This is a genomic window from Streptococcus sp. K0074, from assembly GCF_048843365.1.
Lineage (GTDB): Bacteria > Bacillota > Bacilli > Lactobacillales > Streptococcaceae > Streptococcus > Streptococcus mitis_BM.
Window position 1 is genome coordinate 1 of sequence record NZ_CP184836.1, and the last position, 18,132, is coordinate 18,132.

At 42.1% G+C, this 18,132-nt stretch carries 12 protein-coding genes, 11 tRNA genes and 3 rRNA genes; 2 read left to right on the forward strand and 24 right to left on the reverse strand.

Translation table 11 applies throughout. The features are described from left to right. Position 1 precedes the first annotated feature (1 nt). From ACN076_RS00005 to ACN076_RS00075, 15 genes are all read right to left on the reverse strand, one after another. A tRNA-Pro gene (locus ACN076_RS00005) sits at positions 2-75 on the reverse strand. A gap of 15 nt (positions 76-90) precedes the next feature. Next, positions 91-164: transfer RNA gene (locus tag ACN076_RS00010), tRNA-Arg, on the reverse strand. Between the two features lie 9 nt (positions 165-173). Continuing rightward, positions 174-259: transfer RNA gene (locus ACN076_RS00015), tRNA-Leu, on the reverse strand. A 7-nt stretch (positions 260-266) separates the two neighbouring features. After that, a tRNA-Gly gene (locus ACN076_RS00020) sits at positions 267-338 on the reverse strand. Positions 339-360: 22 nt separating this feature from the next. Beyond that, positions 361-433, reverse strand: a tRNA-Thr gene (locus ACN076_RS00025). An 18-nt stretch (positions 434-451) separates the two neighbouring features. Then, positions 452-533: transfer RNA gene (locus tag ACN076_RS00030), tRNA-Leu, on the reverse strand. A gap of 5 nt (positions 534-538) precedes the next feature. Continuing rightward, positions 539-611 (reverse strand) — tRNA-Lys (locus ACN076_RS00035). A 23-nt stretch (positions 612-634) separates the two neighbouring features. Next, positions 635-707 (reverse strand) — tRNA-Asp (locus ACN076_RS00040). Between the two features lie 2 nt (positions 708-709). Then, a tRNA-Val gene (locus tag ACN076_RS00045) sits at positions 710-782 on the reverse strand. A gap of 4 nt (positions 783-786) precedes the next feature. Further along, a 5S ribosomal RNA gene (gene rrf / locus ACN076_RS00050) occupies positions 787-902 on the reverse strand. A 76-nt stretch (positions 903-978) separates the two neighbouring features. Next, positions 979-3,879 (reverse strand): 23S ribosomal RNA (locus ACN076_RS00055). Positions 3,880-4,003: 124 nt separating this feature from the next. Next, positions 4,004-4,076: transfer RNA gene (locus ACN076_RS00060), tRNA-Ala, on the reverse strand. A gap of 51 nt (positions 4,077-4,127) precedes the next feature. Next, positions 4,128-5,673: ribosomal RNA gene (locus tag ACN076_RS00065) — 16S ribosomal RNA — on the reverse strand. The 16S, 23S and 5S rRNA genes sit together here with 11 tRNA genes alongside, the layout of an rRNA operon. 243 nt (positions 5,674-5,916) lie before the next feature. Then, positions 5,917-5,988, reverse strand: a tRNA-Glu gene (locus ACN076_RS00070). 93 nt (positions 5,989-6,081) lie between these two features. Continuing rightward, the gene (locus ACN076_RS00075; protein ID WP_203176455.1) at positions 6,082-6,561 is read right to left on the reverse strand and encodes a sigma-70 family RNA polymerase sigma factor; all 480 of its coding nucleotides are present in this window, start codon (positions 6,559-6,561) and stop codon (positions 6,082-6,084) included. Between the two features lie 223 nt (positions 6,562-6,784). Here ACN076_RS00075 and ACN076_RS00080 point away from each other — a divergent pair, with 223 nt between their 5' ends. Continuing rightward, positions 6,785-8,041 (forward strand): ISL3 family transposase, encoded by a 1,257-nt coding sequence (locus ACN076_RS00080; protein ID WP_420789534.1) that lies wholly within the window; start codon positions 6,785-6,787, stop codon positions 8,039-8,041. 63 nt (positions 8,042-8,104) lie between these two features. Here ACN076_RS00080 and nusG read toward each other — a convergent pair whose 3' ends face one another. Genes nusG through pbp2a form a run of 4 tightly spaced genes read right to left on the reverse strand, consistent with a single transcriptional unit; the run spans position 8,105 to position 11,282 of the window. Further along, positions 8,105-8,641 carry a transcription termination/antitermination protein NusG gene (gene nusG, locus ACN076_RS00085; RefSeq protein WP_000376740.1) on the reverse strand — a complete coding sequence of 179 codons (537 nt, stop codon included), beginning with the start codon at positions 8,639-8,641 and terminating at the stop codon, positions 8,105-8,107. A gap of 54 nt (positions 8,642-8,695) precedes the next feature. Then, positions 8,696-8,872 carry a preprotein translocase subunit SecE gene (secE, locus tag ACN076_RS00090; RefSeq protein WP_001210991.1) on the reverse strand — a complete coding sequence of 59 codons (177 nt, stop codon included), beginning with the start codon at positions 8,870-8,872 and terminating at the stop codon, positions 8,696-8,698. 9 nt (positions 8,873-8,881) lie between these two features. Then, a complete protein-coding gene (rpmG, locus tag ACN076_RS00095; protein ID WP_014017356.1) occupies positions 8,882-9,034 on the reverse strand; it encodes a 50S ribosomal protein L33 in 153 nt (50 codons plus the stop codon). Between the two features lie 52 nt (positions 9,035-9,086). Then, positions 9,087-11,282 (reverse strand): penicillin-binding protein PBP2A, encoded by a 2,196-nt coding sequence (pbp2a, locus tag ACN076_RS00100; RefSeq protein ID WP_153193857.1) that lies wholly within the window; start codon positions 11,280-11,282, stop codon positions 9,087-9,089. Positions 11,283-11,368: 86 nt separating this feature from the next. Between pbp2a and ACN076_RS00105 the strand changes: the two genes are divergently transcribed. Further along, positions 11,369-12,244: an RluA family pseudouridine synthase gene (locus ACN076_RS00105; RefSeq protein WP_314725883.1), complete on the forward strand. Its 876-nt coding sequence runs from the start codon at positions 11,369-11,371 to the stop codon at positions 12,242-12,244. Between the two features lie 73 nt (positions 12,245-12,317). Here the strand turns inward: ACN076_RS00105 and ACN076_RS00110 are convergent. The 5 genes from ACN076_RS00110 to ACN076_RS00130 form a co-directional block, all read right to left on the reverse strand. Next, positions 12,318-13,669, reverse strand: a protein-coding gene (locus tag ACN076_RS00110) for an IS3 family transposase (RefSeq protein WP_134813905.1) whose coding sequence is annotated in 2 segments (ribosomal slippage) — positions 12,318-13,228 and positions 13,228-13,669 — 1,353 coding nt in all. Because the reading frame shifts where the segments join, the coding sequence is not laid out codon by codon here. An 83-nt stretch (positions 13,670-13,752) separates the two neighbouring features. After that, a complete protein-coding gene (gap, locus tag ACN076_RS00115; RefSeq protein WP_000260687.1) occupies positions 13,753-14,763 on the reverse strand; it encodes a type I glyceraldehyde-3-phosphate dehydrogenase in 1,011 nt (336 codons plus the stop codon). A gap of 176 nt (positions 14,764-14,939) precedes the next feature. After that, entirely contained in the window at positions 14,940-16,241 is a 1,302-nt protein-coding gene (locus ACN076_RS00120; protein ID WP_420789942.1) for an ABC transporter permease, read from the reverse strand. After that, a complete protein-coding gene (locus ACN076_RS00125) occupies positions 16,210-16,893 on the reverse strand; it encodes an ABC transporter ATP-binding protein (protein WP_420789943.1) in 684 nt (227 codons plus the stop codon). Before ACN076_RS00125 ends, ACN076_RS00120 begins: the two co-directional genes overlap by 32 nt. A gap of 304 nt (positions 16,894-17,197) precedes the next feature. Continuing rightward, positions 17,198-18,109, reverse strand: coding sequence for an XRE family transcriptional regulator (locus ACN076_RS00130; RefSeq protein ID WP_420789944.1), 912 nt, complete (start codon positions 18,107-18,109; stop codon positions 17,198-17,200). Between the last annotated feature and the right edge of the window lie 23 nt (positions 18,110-18,132).

Genomic DNA, 18,132 nt, shown 5'->3' on the forward strand with positions numbered 1-18,132 from the left:
ATCGGGAAGACAGGATTCGAACCTGCGACACCTTGGTCCCAAACCAAGTACTCTACCAAGCTGAGCTACTTCCCGAGTTAAATAGAAAAATGCACCCTAGAGGAGTCGAACCTCTAACCGCCTGATTCGTAGTCAGGTACTCTATCCAGTTGAGCTAAGGGTGCTCTATATTATGCCGAGGACCGGAATCGAACCGGTACGATCGTTACCAATCGCAGGATTTTAAGTCCTGTGCGTCTGCCAGTTCCGCCACCCCGGCCTCTCTAAGCGAACGACGGGATTCGAACCCGCGACCCCCACCTTGGCAAGGTGGTGTTCTACCACTGAACTACGTTCGCACTGTTTTCTTCTATCTAAAAATGCCGGCTACATGACTTGAACACGCGACCCTCTGATTACAAATCAGATGCTCTACCAACTGAGCTAAGCCGGCTCATTTATTATATCTTAATGCGGGTTAAGGGACTTGAACCCCCACGCCGTTAAGCGCCAGATCCTAAATCTGGTGCGTCTGCCAATTCCGCCAAACCCGCAGATATGACCCGTACTGGGCTCGAACCAGTGACCCATTGATTAAAAGTCAATTGCTCTACCAACTGAGCTAACGAGTCTAAAATAACTTACGTTATTCTAACGGTCCCGACGGGAATCGAACCCGCGATCTTCGCCGTGACAGGGCGACGTGATAACCGCTACACTACGGGACCTTTGGGAGTTAACGGGATCGAACCGCTGACCCTCTGCTTGTAAGGCAGATGCTCTCCCAGCTGAGCTAAACTCCCTAGAGCTAAGCGACTTCCATATCTCACAGGGGGCAACCCCCAACTACTTCCGGCGTTCTAGGGCTTAACTTCTGTGTTCGGCATGGGTACAGGTGTATCTCCTAGGCTATCGTCACTTAACTCTGAGTAATACCTACTCAAAATTGAATATCTATTCAAACCAAGAAAACCTCTCGCTTTCATATTCTCAGTTACTTTGGATAAGTCCTCGAGCTATTAGTATTAGTCCGCTACATGTGTCGCCACACTTCCACTTCTAACCTATCTACCTGATCATCTCTCAGGGCTCTTACTGATATAAAATCATGGGAAATCTCATCTTGAGGTGGGTTTCACACTTAGATGCTTTCAGCGTTTATCCCTTCCCTACATAGCTACCCAGCGATGCCTTTGGCAAGACAACTGGTACACCAGCGGTAAGTCCACTCTGGTCCTCTCGTACTAGGAGCAGATCCTCTCAAATTTCCTACGCCCGCGACGGATAGGGACCGAACTGTCTCACGACGTTCTGAACCCAGCTCGCGTGCCGCTTTAATGGGCGAACAGCCCAACCCTTGGGACCGACTACAGCCCCAGGATGCGACGAGCCGACATCGAGGTGCCAAACCTCCCCGTCGATGTGAACTCTTGGGGGAGATAAGCCTGTTATCCCCAGGGTAGCTTTTATCCGTTGAGCGATGGCCCTTCCATACGGAACCACCGGATCACTAAGCCCGACTTTCGTCCCTGCTCGAGTTGTAGCTCTCGCAGTCAAGCTCCCTTATACCTTTACACTCTGCGAATGATTTCCAACCATTCTGAGGGAACCTTTGGGCGCCTCCGTTACCTTTTAGGAGGCGACCGCCCCAGTCAAACTGCCCGTCAGACACTGTCTCCGATAGGGATCACCTATCCGGGTTAGAGTGGCCATAACACAAGGGTAGTATCCCAACAACGTCTCCTTCGAAACTGGCGTCCCGATCTCTTAGACTCCTACCTATCCTGTACATGTGGTACAGACACTCAATATCAAACTGCAGTAAAGCTCCATGGGGTCTTTCCGTCCTGTCGCGGGTAACCTGCATCTTCACAGGTACTAAAATTTCACCGAGTCTCTCGTTGAGACAGTGCCCAAATCATTACGCCTTTCGTGCGGGTCGGAACTTACCCGACAAGGAATTTCGCTACCTTAGGACCGTTATAGTTACGGCCGCCGTTTACTGGGGCTTCAATTCATACCTTCGCTTGCGCTAAGCACTCCTCTTAACCTTCCAGCACCGGGCAGGCGTCACCCCCTATACATCATCTTACGATTTAGCAGAGAGCTGTGTTTTTGATAAACAGTTGCTTGGGCCTATTCACTGCGGCTGACTTAAAGTCAGCACCCCTTCTCCCGAAGTTACGGGGTCATTTTGCCGAGTTCCTTAACGAGAGTTCTCTCGCTCACCTGAGGCTACTCGCCTCGACTACCTGTGTCGGTTTGCGGTACGGGTAGAGTATGTTTAAACGCTAGAAGCTTTTCTTGGCAGTGTGACGTCACTAACTTCGCTACTAAACTTCGCTCCCCATCACAGCTCAATGTTACAGATATAAGCATTTGACTCATATCACACCTCACTGCTTAGACAGACACTTCCAATCGTCTGCTTTAGTTAGCCTACTGCGTCCCTCCATCACTACATACTCTAGTACAGGAATATCAACCTGTTGTCCATCGGATACACCTTTCGGTCTCTCCTTAGGTCCCGACTAACCCAGGGCGGACGAGCCTTCCCCTGGAAACCTTAGTCTTACGGTGGACAGGATTCTCACCTGTCTTTCGCTACTCATACCGGCATTCTCACTTCTATGCGTTCCAGCACTCCTCACGGTACACCTTCTTCACACATAGAACGCTCTCCTACCATACCTATAAAGGTATCCACAGCTTCGGTAAATTGTTTTAGCCCCGGTACATTTTCGGCGCAGGGTCACTCGACTAGTGAGCTATTACGCACTCTTTGAATGAATAGCTGCTTCTAAGCTAACATCCTAGTTGTCTGTGCAACCCCACATCCTTTTCCACTTAACAATTATTTTGGGACCTTAGCTGGTGGTCTGGGCTGTTTCCCTTTCGACTACGGATCTTAGCACTCGCAGTCTGACTGCCGACCATAATTCATTGGCATTCGGAGTTTATCTGAGATTGGTAATCCGGGATGGACCCCTCACCCAAACAGTGCTCTACCTCCAAGAATCTTAATGTCGACGCTAGCCCTAAAGCTATTTCGGAGAGAACCAGCTATCTCCAAGTTCGTTTGGAATTTCTCCGCTACCCACAAGTCATCCAAGCACTTTTCAACGTGCCCTGGTTCGGTCCTCCAGTGCGTCTTACCGCACCTTCAACCTGCTCATGGGTAGGTCACATGGTTTCGGGTCTACGTCATGATACTAATTCGCCCTGTTCAGACTCGGTTTCCCTACGGCTCCGTCTCTTCAACTTAACCTCGCATCATAACGTAACTCGCCGGTTCATTCTACAAAAGGCACGCTCTCACCCATTAACGGGCTCGAACTTGTTGTAGGCACACGGTTTCAGGTTCTATTTCACTCCCCTCCCGGGGTGCTTTTCACCTTTCCCTCACGGTACTGGTTCACTATCGGTCACTAGGGAGTATTTAGGGTTGGGAGATGGTCCTCCCAGATTCCGACGGGATTTCGCGTGTCCCGCCGTACTCAGGATACTGCTAGGTACAAAGACTATTTTAAATACGAGGCTATTACTCTCTTTGGCTGATCTTCCCAAATCATTCTTCTATAATCTTTGAGTCCACATTGCAGTCCTACAACCCCGAAGAGTAAACTCTTCGGTTTGCCCTCCTGCCGTTTCGCTCGCCGCTACTAAGGCAATCGCTTTTGCTTTCTCTTCCTGCAGCTACTTAGATGTTTCAGTTCACTGCGTCTTCCTCCTCACATCCTTAACAGATGCGGGTAACAGGTAGTACCTGTTGGGTTCCCCCATTCGGAAATCCCTGGATCATCGCTTACTTACAGCTACCCAAGGCATATCGTCGTTTGTCACGTCCTTCTTCGGCTCCTAGTGCCAAGGCATCCACCGTGCGCCCTTATTAACTTAACCTTATTTTTTGACCTTTCAGTCATAAACTCTTATTAATACTACAGCGTTTTCGGTTTATTTTCTTGTTACTATTTGATATAGATATTCAATTTTCAATGTGCATTACTTGGTGATCTCTCACCAATGGAGCCTAGCGGGATCGAACCGCTGACCTCCTGCGTGCAAAGCAGGCGCTCTCCCAGCTGAGCTAAGGCCCCACAAGACCTCTCAAGACTAAACAAGACCAATGCGCAGTTCCTTATCCTTAGAAAGGAGGTGATCCAGCCGCACCTTCCGATACGGCTACCTTGTTACGACTTCACCCCAATCATCTATCCCACCTTAGGCGGCTGGCTCCTTACGGTTACCTCACCGACTTCGGGTGTTACAAACTCTCGTGGTGTGACGGGCGGTGTGTACAAGGCCCGGGAACGTATTCACCGCGGCGTGCTGATCCGCGATTACTAGCGATTCCGACTTCATGTAGGCGAGTTGCAGCCTACAATCCGAACTGAGACTGGCTTTAAGAGATTAGCTTGCCGTCACCGGCTTGCGACTCGTTGTACCAGCCATTGTAGCACGTGTGTAGCCCAGGTCATAAGGGGCATGATGATTTGACGTCATCCCCACCTTCCTCCGGTTTATTACCGGCAGTCTCGCTAGAGTGCCCAACTGAATGATGGCAACTAACAATAGGGGTTGCGCTCGTTGCGGGACTTAACCCAACATCTCACGACACGAGCTGACGACAACCATGCACCACCTGTCACCTCTGTCCCGAAGGAAATCTCTATCTCTAGAGAGGTCAGAGGGATGTCAAGACCTGGTAAGGTTCTTCGCGTTGCTTCGAATTAAACCACATGCTCCACCGCTTGTGCGGGCCCCCGTCAATTCCTTTGAGTTTCAACCTTGCGGTCGTACTCCCCAGGCGGAGTGCTTAATGCGTTAGCTGCGGCACTAAACCCCGGAAAGGGTCTAACACCTAGCACTCATCGTTTACGGCGTGGACTACCAGGGTATCTAATCCTGTTTGCTCCCCACGCTTTCGAGCCTCAGCGTCAGTTACAAGCCAGAGAGCCGCTTTCGCCACCGGTGTTCCTCCATATATCTACGCATTTCACCGCTACACATGGAATTCCACTCTCCCCTCTTGCACTCAAGTTAAACAGTTTCCAAAGCGTACTATGGTTAAGCCACAGCCTTTAACTTCAGACTTATCTAACCGCCTGCGCTCGCTTTACGCCCAATAAATCCGGACAACGCTCGGGACCTACGTATTACCGCGGCTGCTGGCACGTAGTTAGCCGTCCCTTTCTGGTAAGATACCGTCACAGTGTGAACTTTCCACTCTCACACTCGTTCTTCTCTTACAACAGAGCTTTACGATCCGAAAACCTTCTTCACTCACGCGGCGTTGCTCGGTCAGACTTCCGTCCATTGCCGAAGATTCCCTACTGCTGCCTCCCGTAGGAGTCTGGGCCGTGTCTCAGTCCCAGTGTGGCCGATCACCCTCTCAGGTCGGCTATGTATCGTCGCCTTGGTGAGCCGTTACCCCACCAACTAGCTAATACAACGCAGGTCCATCTGGTAGTGATGCAATTGCACCTTTTAAGCAAATGTCATGCAACATCTACTGTTATGCGGTATTAGCTATCGTTTCCAATAGTTATCCCCCGCTACCAGGCAGGTTACCTACGCGTTACTCACCCGTTCGCAACTCATCCAGAGAAGCAAGCTCCTCCTTCAGCGTTCTACTTGCATGTATTAGGCACGCCGCCAGCGTTCGTCCTGAGCCAGGATCAAACTCTCATTAAAAGTTTGAGTTCTCACTCATTTCTGTCACTGACAGATTTATTGTTTTTTTCATTGTTCAGTACTACAACCTTAGTTGTAGCGCCCTGCACATTGGTTCGTCTTGTTCAGTTTTCAAAGGTCTTTGTCACTCGCTTCTCTCAAGTGACAACTATATTAGTATATCACAGTCGCTTTCGCTTGTCAACACTTTTTTGAAATTTTTTTAAAACTTTTTTCATCAAGTGTTTCAACCGCAACATACCATAGTCCGTACGGGATTCGAACCCGTGTTACCGCCGTGAAAAGGCGGTGTCTTAACCCCTTGACCAACGGACCAGAGTTGTTGTTTTCAACTCTTACTATTATACCGACTTTTTATTTTTTGTCAACATCTTTTTCTAATTTTTTTCATTTTTTTTGCATGGTTTCTTACCGGCTACGGAGATCAAACTCTTTAAACACAATACGTAAGTCTCTTAGGACTCTTTGACGCCCTCGGAAACGTTCATTTCTTAAGACGCGTTCTAACTCTTCTTGTTGTTCTTTAGTTTGTTTGTTTCTATAATCTCTTAGTGTCTCATGAAAGAGATAATAGTCATCTAGCCAGAGTCCTCCCTCACTTATACGATGACTAATCTCACCCACTTCTTCATAAAGCTCTTTATCATATCTTCGTTTTTGACTTTCTTGTTTACGGATATAGTCTAGAACCCGATTTCGAAACTTGGTTTTGAAATATTTCCTTAAACGAGGGATATCTTCTACTAGACCCTCTTCTCTACTGATCAATTCATGTAGGCATATCATTCCCTCTTGGTCCCAATCCGATAACTCCCATAAATGAAGGTAATATTCATTTCTACACTTATATACAATCCCCTGCACTTCTTCATACATTTTTTTAAGCATAATCTTCTCCTTTCTAGATACAGTCTAACAAATAAAGAAGCTAGTTGGGGTTATTTCCTCCATTCTGTTCTCTTTATCTCCTAAACTGCACAAAAAAGAGGCTCTATAATATTTGTAGTGGGTAAATCCCCTATGAATCTTATGGAGCCTATTTTTGTGTAGAAAAAAAGTCCCATATGACCTATAATGAAAAGCGACTAAACAACTCATTAGAAAGATTCATATGGAACAATTACATTTTATCACAAAACTACTCGATATCAAAGACCCAAATATCCAGATTCTAGACATCATCAATAAGGATACACTTAAGGAAATCATCGCTAAACTGGATTACAATGCCCCATCTTGTCCTGATTGTGGACATCAAATGAAGAAATATGACTTTCAAAAACCGTCGAAAATTCCTTACCTCGAAACGACTGGTATGCCTACTAGAATCCTCCTGAAAAAGCGTCGATTCAAGTGCTATCATTGCTCGAAAATGATGGTCGCCGAGACCTCACTCGTCAAGAAGAATCATCAAATTCCTCGTATCATCAACCAAAAGATTGCGCAAAAGCTGATTGAAAAGACTTCTATGACCGATATTGCTCATCAGCTGGCTATTTCAACTTCAACTGTCATTCGTAAGCTCAATGACTTCCGTTTTAAGTCTGATTTTTCTTACCTCCCTGAGATTATGTCCTGGGACGAGTACGCTTTTACAAAGGGAAAGATGAGCTTTATTGCACAAGATTTTGACAAGCTCAACATTATCACTGTTCTTGAAGGCAGAACACAGGCTATCATCCGAAATCACTTTCTGCGCTACGAGCGAGCTGTTCGTTGTCAGGTGAAAATCATTACGATGGATATGTTTAGCCCTTACTACGATATTGCCAGTAAACTTTTTCCTAACGCTAAAATCGTTCTTGACCGCTTTCACATTGTCCAACATCTAAGCCGTGCTATGAGTCGTGTCCGTGTCCAAATCATGAATCAATTTGAGCGAAAATCCCATGAATACAAGGCCATCAAACGCTACTGGAAACTCATTCAACAGGATAGTCGTAAACTGAGTGATAAACGATTTTATCGCCCTACTTTTCGTATGCACTTAACGAATAAAGAGATTCTAGACAAGATTTTGAGCTATTCAGAAGACTTGAAACACCACTACAAGCTCTATCAACTCTTGCTTTTTCACTTTCAGAACAAGGAACCTGACAAATTCTTCGGACTTATTGAGGACAATCTAAAGCAGGTTCATCCTCTTTTTCAGACTGTCTTTAAAACCTTTCTAAAGGACAAAGAGAAAATCGTCAACGCCCTTCAACTACACTATTCTAACGCCAAATTAGAAGCAACCAATAATCTCATCAAACTTATCAAACGCAATGCCTTTGGTTTTCGGAACTTTGAAAATTTCAAAAAACGGATTTTTATCGCTCTGAACATCAAAAAAGAAAGGACGAGATTTGTCCTTTCTAGATATTAGCTTTTCTTCAACCCACTACAGTTGACAAAGAGCCAAAAAAGAGAGGACAAGCCTCTCTTTGAGTTATAATTCTGCAATTTGGTTTAGGTTTACTTCTGCAACTGTGTCATTACCAAACATAGAGATAATCATCTTCACTTTATTGTTATCAATTTCTGTAATCTTACCAGTATAATCTGCAAAGGCACCATCAATAATACGTACAGTTTGACCAACTTCAACATCGATATCAAACTCTTGTACGGTTTGTCCCATAGAAACCAAGATATCACGGATTTCTTGTTCCAATAATGGAGTTGGTTTTGATCTATTTCCGTGAGATCCAACGAATCCTGTAACGTTTGGTGTGTTTCGAACAACAAACCAAGCTTCATCTGTCATGACCATTTCTACAAGAACATAACCTGGAAAGCGATTTTCTTCTACTTCTTTTCTCTTTCCATTTTTTTCAACTTGCACTGTTTGTGTTGGAATTTCAACGCGTAGAATATTATCCAACATATTGTAGGTTTGTGCACGTTGTAATAGATTTTCTTTTACCTTATTTTCATAACCAGAATAAGTTTGTAAAACAAACCACCCTTTATCAAAACTATCCATGATATTTCCTTTCATAAATAGAAGATTTCTAGTGTAATTAACTCCACTAACCTTCTAAAAAATGTTAATAAATCGAATCAAACCTGAAACAATCAACTGGTCAAAAATGTAAATAATTACTACAAAGAAAGCCGTGTATTCCATAATAGAACGAAAATCTCTCCAGCTTTCCTTGCGAGTTGGCCATGTTGTGTCTTTAAGAAGTCTAAAAATATCTCCAATAAAACGCATCGCTCTCTCCTATCTCGTTTCTCTGTGTGTAGTGTACTTGCCACAATGCTTACAAAATTTATTTACTTCTAGTCGTGTAGGCTTGGGGGTTCCACTAATCTTGATTGAATAGTTTCTCGAACCACAAACCGCACAAGCTAGGCTTGCTTTTTTTAGTGCCATAACGCCTCCATCTTATCTATTATAACAAGAAAGCAAGGCTTTGACAAGCATCTTAGCGAAATAGATTGACTACTGAATCCCATATCGTTTGAGCCTTTTCCTTAATCTTAGCATCCGAGATAGCCCGACTAGCCTCATCTACTAGACTTTGCGCACGTCCTCGAATATCAGACAAATTATCATCTGTCTGGCTATTATCATTGGTTTGTACTTGTCTTTTTGTGTTAGCTGGTGCAATTCCATTTTGCTTATAAGCATTTTCAACTGTAAAGGTACTTCCTGGCGTATAAGGTAAAATGGTATTTGCAATATTTCTAAAGACATGGGCTGCACCGTTTGATGTAGAACCCGCTAGATAATGATTTTCATCAGTGGTCGGAAAACCAAGCCAGTGGCTAATCACTACATCTGGAGTATAACCAATTACCCACTGATCACTTGTGTATTCAGGATTAAAAACAGCTTCAGTTGTTCCAGTTTTCCCTGCCATGACATAGTCTGCAGGCGATGAACTAATACCCGTTCCATTGGTGAATGTCCCCAACATCATACTGGTCATCTTATCAGCTACAGACTTATCAATCACCCTTTTTTGTGAATTTTTATGACTTGCAATAACCTGTCCGCTAGCGTTTTCAATTCGACTAATAAAATGAGCTTCCGGCATTAAACCTTCATTTGCAAAGGCAGCATATGCTTGAGCCATTTGCAGAGGATTGGTTTCGACACCGCTTCCCAAGGCGACACCAAGAACACGGTCGACCTTTTCCATGTTGAGTCCAAATTTTTCTCCTGACTCAAAAGCCTTATCAACACCCAAATCATTAACGGTGGCAACAGCAGGTAGATTAAGCGATTCTGCCAAGGCTTGATACATAGGAACTTCACGACTCTTTTTGATTCCTGCATAGTTATCTACCTTATAGTTGTCATACTTCATGGTATGGTTATCCAAGAGCTTATTCAAAGCCCAACCTGCCTCAACTGCTGGCGTATAAACAACTAAAGGCTTAATTGTAGAGCCAGGGCTACGTTTTGATTGGGTCGCATAGTTGAAATTACGGAATCCAGTTTTATCATTGTCAGCAACTTGACCGACAACCCCACGAACTCCCCCTGTTTTCGGTTCGAGAGCTACACTTCCTGATTGAGCAAATGTTCCATCCTCTGCTCTAGGAAATAGTGAGGTGTTTTCATAGACAACCTGCATATTTGCTTGGTAGTTTTGGTCCAGTTCTGTGTAAATGCGGTAGCCATTATTGACAATTTCTTCCTCTGTTAGATTATACTTGGAAACGGCTTCGTTAACCACCGCATCAAAGTAAGAAGGATAGCGGTAATCTAAGATTTTTCCTTCATACTTATCGTGCAATTGCAAAGTCATATCAACTTCTGCAGCTTCGGTTTCTTGATTTTTATCAATGTAACCCGCTGCAAGCATATTTTGCAAGACAGTATCACGACGATTAGTAGAATCTTCCACAGATTTCAAGGGGTTATACAGTTCCGGTCCTTTGAGCATCCCTGCCAGAGTCGCAGCTTGATCCAAACTCACTTCTGACGCAGAAACTCCAAAGTATTTCTTACTCGCATCTTCAACCCCCCACACACCATTTCCAAAATAAGCGTTGTTAAGGTACATGGTTAAAATCTGATCCTTACTATATTTTTTTGTTAATTCTAAGGCAAGGAAAAATTCTTTCGCTTTTCTCTCGACAGTTTGATCCTGCGATAGATAGGCATTTTTAGCCAGCTGTTGGGTAATAGTAGAACCACCACCTGAACGACCAGCAGTGACAATCGCCAAGAAGAAACGACCATAGTTAATCCCGTCATTTTTATAGAAAGAGCGGTCTTCTGTCGCAATAACAGCATTCTGCAAATTTTTACTGATATCAGTCAATTCAACGTAGGTTCCCTTTTGACCAGACAAGGCACCAGCCTCTTTTTCTTCACGGTCAAAAATGAGAGTTCGAGTTTTCAAGGCGTTTTGCAAATCGTTAACATTGGTTGACTTAGCTACAGCAAACAAATAGGTTCCAACTAGCAAGCCTGCACTCAAACCTAGTATAAGGACAATCTTTGTTAGATGATAACGACGCCAGAATTTCCGAATCGGACCCACTTGGGCTAATTTTTTTCGATCACTACGAGAGCGACGTAAGCTAGTAGAATCAGAGTCCTCTAGTTCACTTGTTTCTTTTTTAAAAAGAGAAAGAAATTTCTCAAATAATTTATCTAATTTCATGCGTTTATTTTATCATCTTCATCATAGGAAGACAAGAATTTAGCTATTTCCTATCCAAATAGGGCTTTTTTTGTTACAATATCTGTATGCAATTCACATTTACATTACCAGACTCTCTACCTCAAATGACGGTAAAGCAATTACTTGAGGAACAACTCCTCATCCCTAGAAAAATCCGTCATTTTTTGAGAATCAAGAAACACATTTTGATTAATCAGCGAGAAGTTCATTGGAACGAGATGGTAAGTCCTGGAGATGTTTGCCAGTTGACTTTTGACGAGGAAGATTATCCCGAAAAAGAAATTCCTTGGGGCAACCCAAACCTCGTTCAAGAGGTTTATCAAGATCAACACTTGATTATTGTCAACAAACCAGAGGGGATGAAAACGCATGGTAATCAGCCAAACGAAATCGCCCTTCTTAACCATGTCAGTGCCTATGTTGGCCAAACCTGCTATGTCGTTCATCGTCTAGACATGGAAACCAGTGGTTTGGTTCTCTTTGCCAAAAATCCTTTTATCCTGCCTATTCTCAATCGCTTACTGGAGAAAAAAGAGATTTCTAGGGAATACTGGGCACTAGTTGATGGACATATCAACAGCAAAGAGCTTGTTTTCAAAGACAAAATCGGACGTGATCGCCATGATCGTAGAAAACGAATAGTTGATACAAAAAATGGGCAATATGCTGAAACGCATGTAAGCAGATTAAAGCAATTCCCAAACAAAACGACCCTTGTCCGTTGTAAACTAAAGACAGGGCGAACCCATCAGATTCGTGTGCACCTTTCTCATCATAAGCACCCTATCCTAGGCGACCCTCTCTATAATAGTAAAGGAAAATCAAATCGACTTATGCTTCATGCCTTTCGACTTTCCTTTACCCATCCACTTACATTAGAAAAATTAAGCTTCACTGCCCTTTCAGATACTTTCGAAAGAGAAATAAAAAAGAATGGATGATTGTGTCATCCATTTTTAAATATTTAAAAAGCAAGACCAGAGGTGTACTGACCCCCAAAAGTTGGACAAATAATTATTGAAAGGATTTAGTTCTGTATTGCACAGGGCTAAGTCCTTTTAGTTTGACTTTAATTCGTTTGTTGTTGTAGTAATCAATGTAGTCCACAATAGCTTGTTCAAGGTCTTCTAAAGACCTAAAGTGCTTCTCATAACCATAAAACATTTCAGATTTCAAAATGCCAAAGAAGGACTCCATCATGCCATTGTCTGGGCTGTTGCCCTTGCGTGACATGGATGCTTGAATTCCCTTACTCTCTAGGAACCGATGATAAAAATCGTGTTGGTATTGCCAGCCTTGATCGCTATGGAGAATCGTATGCTCGTAGTGTTTCTCTGTAAAGGCCTGGTTTAACATAGCTTTCACTTGTTCTAAGTTTGGTGAAGTTGAAAGATTATAGGCGATAATTTCGCTATTAAATCCATCTAAAACTGGCGATAAATAGAGTTTCTGTGTGCTATTTGGAATGGCAAACTCTGTCACATCCGTATAGCACTTTTCCATTGGCCTTGATGCTTCAAACTGACGTTGAATGAGATTCTCTGCTTTCTTACCAATCTCTCCTTGGTAGGAAGAATACTTTCGTTTCCGGCGAATTCGAGCTGTTAAACCAAGGACTTTCATCAGACGTTGGACCTTCTTATGGTTTACTATATGACCACGATTCCTCAATTCAAGAGTAACTCTACGATAGCCATAATTTCCTTTATGGTCATTATAAATGGCCTGAATTTCGGTTTTAAGCTCTTTATCTTTATCAAGCCCATCCAGTTGTTTCAACTGATAATAGTAAGTTGAGCGAGCTAAACGTGCTGTTTCAAGAAGTAAATCTAGTCGAAATCCTCCTGAAGCCATTTCTCTAATTGTCTCTGCCTTTCTCGCTCTAAGGCTTCGTCCCTGTCTTCCAGCTCTTTTAACTTTTTTAGGTAGGCCACCTCAGTCCGTAAGCGTTCATTCTCCTCTTGGAGTCGCTCTAGTTCTGTCATTTCTTCCCAGGTTTTCTTCCGTTTACGTCCCATTTTAGTTGGTCTCCCTCTTGTTTTCTCAACAATAGTATACCCGTTTTTCTTATATTGTGCTAGCCAATTTGGAAGCATACCACGATTTGGGAGAGCATATTTGAGAGAAACTCTATCTTGAGACCAGTTTTCATGTAAGACTTTATTAATCATTTCTTGTTTTAAATGAGGAGAATAGTAACGATTTTTCCCTTTTTTGACGAACTCTATTCCGTAACGATCAATCAATTTAATCATGTACCTAAGATTAGAATTGTTTATCTCAAATTTATTTGAAAGCTTCTCTAAGCTATATCCTTGTTTTCTAAGTTCATAGATCTGAACTTTATCTTCATAACTCAATTTCATAATAAAACACCCCAAAAGTTAGATTTTTTCTGTCTAACTTTTGGGGTGCAGTTCAAGGTCTTGCTTTTTTATCGACTCAAGAATTATTTAGCGATTTTTGCGAAGTATTCAAGAGTACGAACAAGTTGTGCAGTGTATGACATTTCGTTGTCGTACCATGATACAACTTTAACCAATTGTTTACCGTCAACGTCAAGAACTTTAGTTTGAGTTGCGTCAAACAATGAACCGTAAGACATACCTACGATATCTGAAGATACGATTGGATCTTCTGTGTAACCGTATGATTCGTTTGAAGCTGCTTTCATAGCTGCGTTCACTTCATCAACAGTAACGTTCTTTTCAAGAACTGCTACCAATTCAGTAACTGATCCAGTTGGAGTTGGAACGCGTTGTGCAGATCCGTCAAGTTTACCGTTCAATTCTGGGATTACAAGACCGATAGCTTTTGCAGCACCAGTTGAGTTAGGAACGATATTTGCAGCACCAGCGCGAGCACGGCGAAGGTCACCACCACGGTGTGGTCCGTCAAGGATCATTTGGTCACCAGTGTAAGCGTGGATAGTAGTCATCAATCCTTCTACAACACCAAAGTTATCTTGAAGAGCTTTAGCCATTGGAGCCAAGCAGTTTGTAGTACATGAAGCACCTGAGATAACTGTTTCAGTACCGTCAAGAACGTCGTGGTTAGTGTTGAATACAACTGTTTTAACGTCGTTTCCACCAGGAGCAGTGATAACAACTTTTTTAGCTCCACCAGCGTGCAAGTGTTTTTCAGCAGCTGCTTTCTTAGCAAAGAAACCAGTAGCTTCAAGAACGATTTCTACACCGTCGTTAGCCCAGTCGATTTGTTCTGGATCACGTTCAGCAGAAACTTTGATGAATTTACCGTTAACTTCAAATCCACCTTCTCTAACTTCAACAGTACCGTCGAAACGACCTTGAGTTGTGTCGTATTTCAACAAGTGTGCAAGCATAACTGGATCTGTAAGGTCGTTGATACGAGTAACTTCAACACCTTCTACGTTTTGGATACGACGGAAAGCAAGACGACCGATACGTCCGAAACCGTTAATACCAACTTTAACTACCATTAGTGATTTCCTCCTTATGAAAATCATGAAATTTTTATTGTGAAAAGAGTAACTTGAATCACTACAAATCACCTTTCAACAAACCTATTATATAACTATTTAAGTTTAATTGCAAGTACGGGCATTGTTTTTCTATGTTAGTTTCTTTTTTAAACTGTAAATCAAGGAATCCCTTACTATTCATATCGTAGCGATTCTACAGGATCCATTTTACTAATTTTACGTGCTGGGAAGTAAGCTGATACATAACCAAGCAAGAGAGCGAAAGCTAGAGTTCCTAAAATAGATAGAGGATTTAATTCAAAAACCTTCGTGATGGATGGGTAAAAGTGATTTACAATCGCATTCGCCAAACTTCCCACCCCTTGTGCAACCAAAAATGCCAGCAGCAAGGCGATCCCTACAATCCAGATAGCCTCGTAAATAAAAATCCCTTTGACATCATGATTTTGATAACCAACTGCCTTCATGACACCTATTTCCTTAGAACGTTGCATAATATTGATGTAAATGATGATACCAATCATGACCGCTGCTACCACAATAGCTTGTGATGAAAGCACAATCAACAATCCCTGAATGACACGAATAAAGGTAATCACAATATCAAGAACCTTCTGTTGAGAAAGAACAGTATACTTCTTATTTTTCTGTAATTCTTCTGTTACCACTTTTGTCTGTGATGGATCTTTGAGTTCCAAGATAAAATAAGATACAGCTTTTGTAAATCCAGCTTCTTTCAAAATTGTTTCCATTTGACTAGACGGCATGAAACTGTTACTGTCCTCCATGTCATCTTCATCATTGATTACACGTACAATCTTCGTTTGAAATTGAGCAATCTTACTAGCTTCGGCAGCATTTTCTACAATGCTGGCTGAGACTGATTTGCCAATAACATCACTAGCTGTCAGATTGTTTCCTGTCTGTTCATTCCAATTTTTTAGTAAACTGCTTGGAATCGTCAAGCCCTGTTCATTTGCATCAGTATAGAGGGAACCGGCTAATACTTTGTCCGCCTCATTACTACTAACAGAAATACTTGTATCCTCATAGAGACTCACTACTTGAGCATAAGAAGGCATCGTTTGACTCAGATCCATTTCTTGACCATCTATAGCAATATTTGACATGGTCATCCCAAAAGGACTCTCCAAATATTTAATAGCTTCTTTCCCAACTGTATCCGTGATATAGTTCTTATCGTCTTGGTTCAAAAAGCCTCGTCCAACACTTTTTGTGTTTAAAGCAATCTGAACTTGAGAAGGAATTTGACCTCCATTCGTATTTTCATCAATCATCGAAATCAAAGCATTTCCCAAGCCAAAAGAAATTAAGACTCCTACAAAACCGATTGAGGTTGCTAGCGCAATTAATAGATTACGCCATTTTCTTTCCATAAAGTTATTTAAAGAAAGTTTGAATTTATTTTTCAATGATAATCCTTTATTTTTTGACTTCTTCAACGACTTCACCATCCTTCATTTTGATAATCACGTCTGCATATTCAGCAACCTCTGGATTATGGGTTACGATCAATACTGTTTTCCCTGTTTGGGCTAAATTTTTAAATACTTCCAATACCATTTCTTGGGATTGAGAATCCAGCGAACCCGTTGGCTCATCTGCTACAATCATATCAGGCTGATTTACCAAGGCACGCGCGATTGCTACACGTTGCTTTTGCCCGCCAGAAAGCTGTTTAACATTTTTAGTAATAAAAGGCTCCATGCCCAAGTTACTTAATTGCTCCTTTGCAATCATTGTCATCTCCCTGTCAGATAAATCTTTGACATAGAGAGGTAGCTTGACATTGTCCAAGACAGACTGATGTGGAATGAGGTTAAAGTTTTGAAACACAAATCCAATCTTATCTTTACGAAATTGAGTTAGTTCAATCTCTGATAAGTCACGGAGGGATTCCCCTTTAAACTCTAAATCTCCTTCATATTGTCTATCTAAACCGCTGATGATGTTTAGTAAACTGGTTTTGCCACAGCCTGATGGACCGTAAATCGCTGTAATTTTACCTTTTGCAATCTGCAGGTTAATATTTCTTAGAGCCTGCTCTTGATGTTTACCGTCCAAAGTGTAAAACTTTGAAATATTTTTAATGGATAAAATGGACATTCTCTCCTCCTTGTTTAAAACTGTTATCGTCATACATCATACTTACAGAAAATCCTTCAAGTTGATTGACTCTATAGGCCTACTACTTAGAATTTTCTCTCTATTGCCGAGTTTGCTTCTGGATGTATAGCAAGTAATACTCTTCGAAAATCTCTTCAAACCACGTCAACGTCGCCTTGCCGTACTCAAGTACAGCCTGCGGCTAGTTTCCTAGTTTGCTCTTTGATTTTCATTGAGTATAAAAATCATTGTAACAAAAAAGCGACATTTCCCCAATGACAGAAATGTCACTCCTATAAACTCTTTAACGATATCTTTCTAGATCCTCGGCCCATTCATTATCTAAACTAACGATTAACTTCTCATTGCCAAACATCCTCGCCATCATTTTTGCTTCTTCATACTTTTGTTTAGCTGTATCATAATCCATCTGAATATAATATTTCCATTCTACCATCAAGACAATCGGTTGTTTTTGAAAATCTCGTGTTTTCTGCCCTATTTTATTTAAGGTCTCAACTGCTCTCTTAAAATAACGAAACAGCCCCATAATTTCTATACAAGCTAAAGAAGCTAACAAGGAATCTCTAAGCAAGTCCAAACAATCGAACTCTATCTTATCAACCTGAGAACTTAGTTTGTCATGAAAACAAAGAATGGTTTCATGCTCAGATTCTTTTATCTCACCCATATTTAAACCATCCATTAACTGACAGTTGAAATACAGTCTCAGTTTCAACAAGTCCTCGGCTTTATATACATCTCTGGATAGTAAGTCTTGAAGACCGTCCTCAATCACACCACTTCCGTATAAGGAATTACTAGTCGCTCTCACTTCATCTATGGCTTGAAGACAATCCACTAGCACTTTCTCATCACGTGGCAAATCATCATAAAAACACTCAAAAATCTCATCGAAATATTCTTCCTTTTGTTCCTGCAACTCCTTGTCTCCATAGTCAGGATGATGTAAAAGAAAGTACTTTAATTCTTGGTAGCGTTTAGGCAATTCCTTATAATCTGGCATCAAGACGTAGGACGGAATTTCTAATCTATCTGCAATATATTCTAGGGTTTTTATCGTCGGGCGAAATTCTCCTTTTTCGATTCTCACCAACTGACGCACTGATAGTTCAGACTCATCCCCGCAAAAAACTGGACGACTAAGCCCTTTCTCCTCTCTAAGAATCCTTACCTTTTCCCCTAGCTCATTCATCTCTTACATTTCTCCCTCGCATG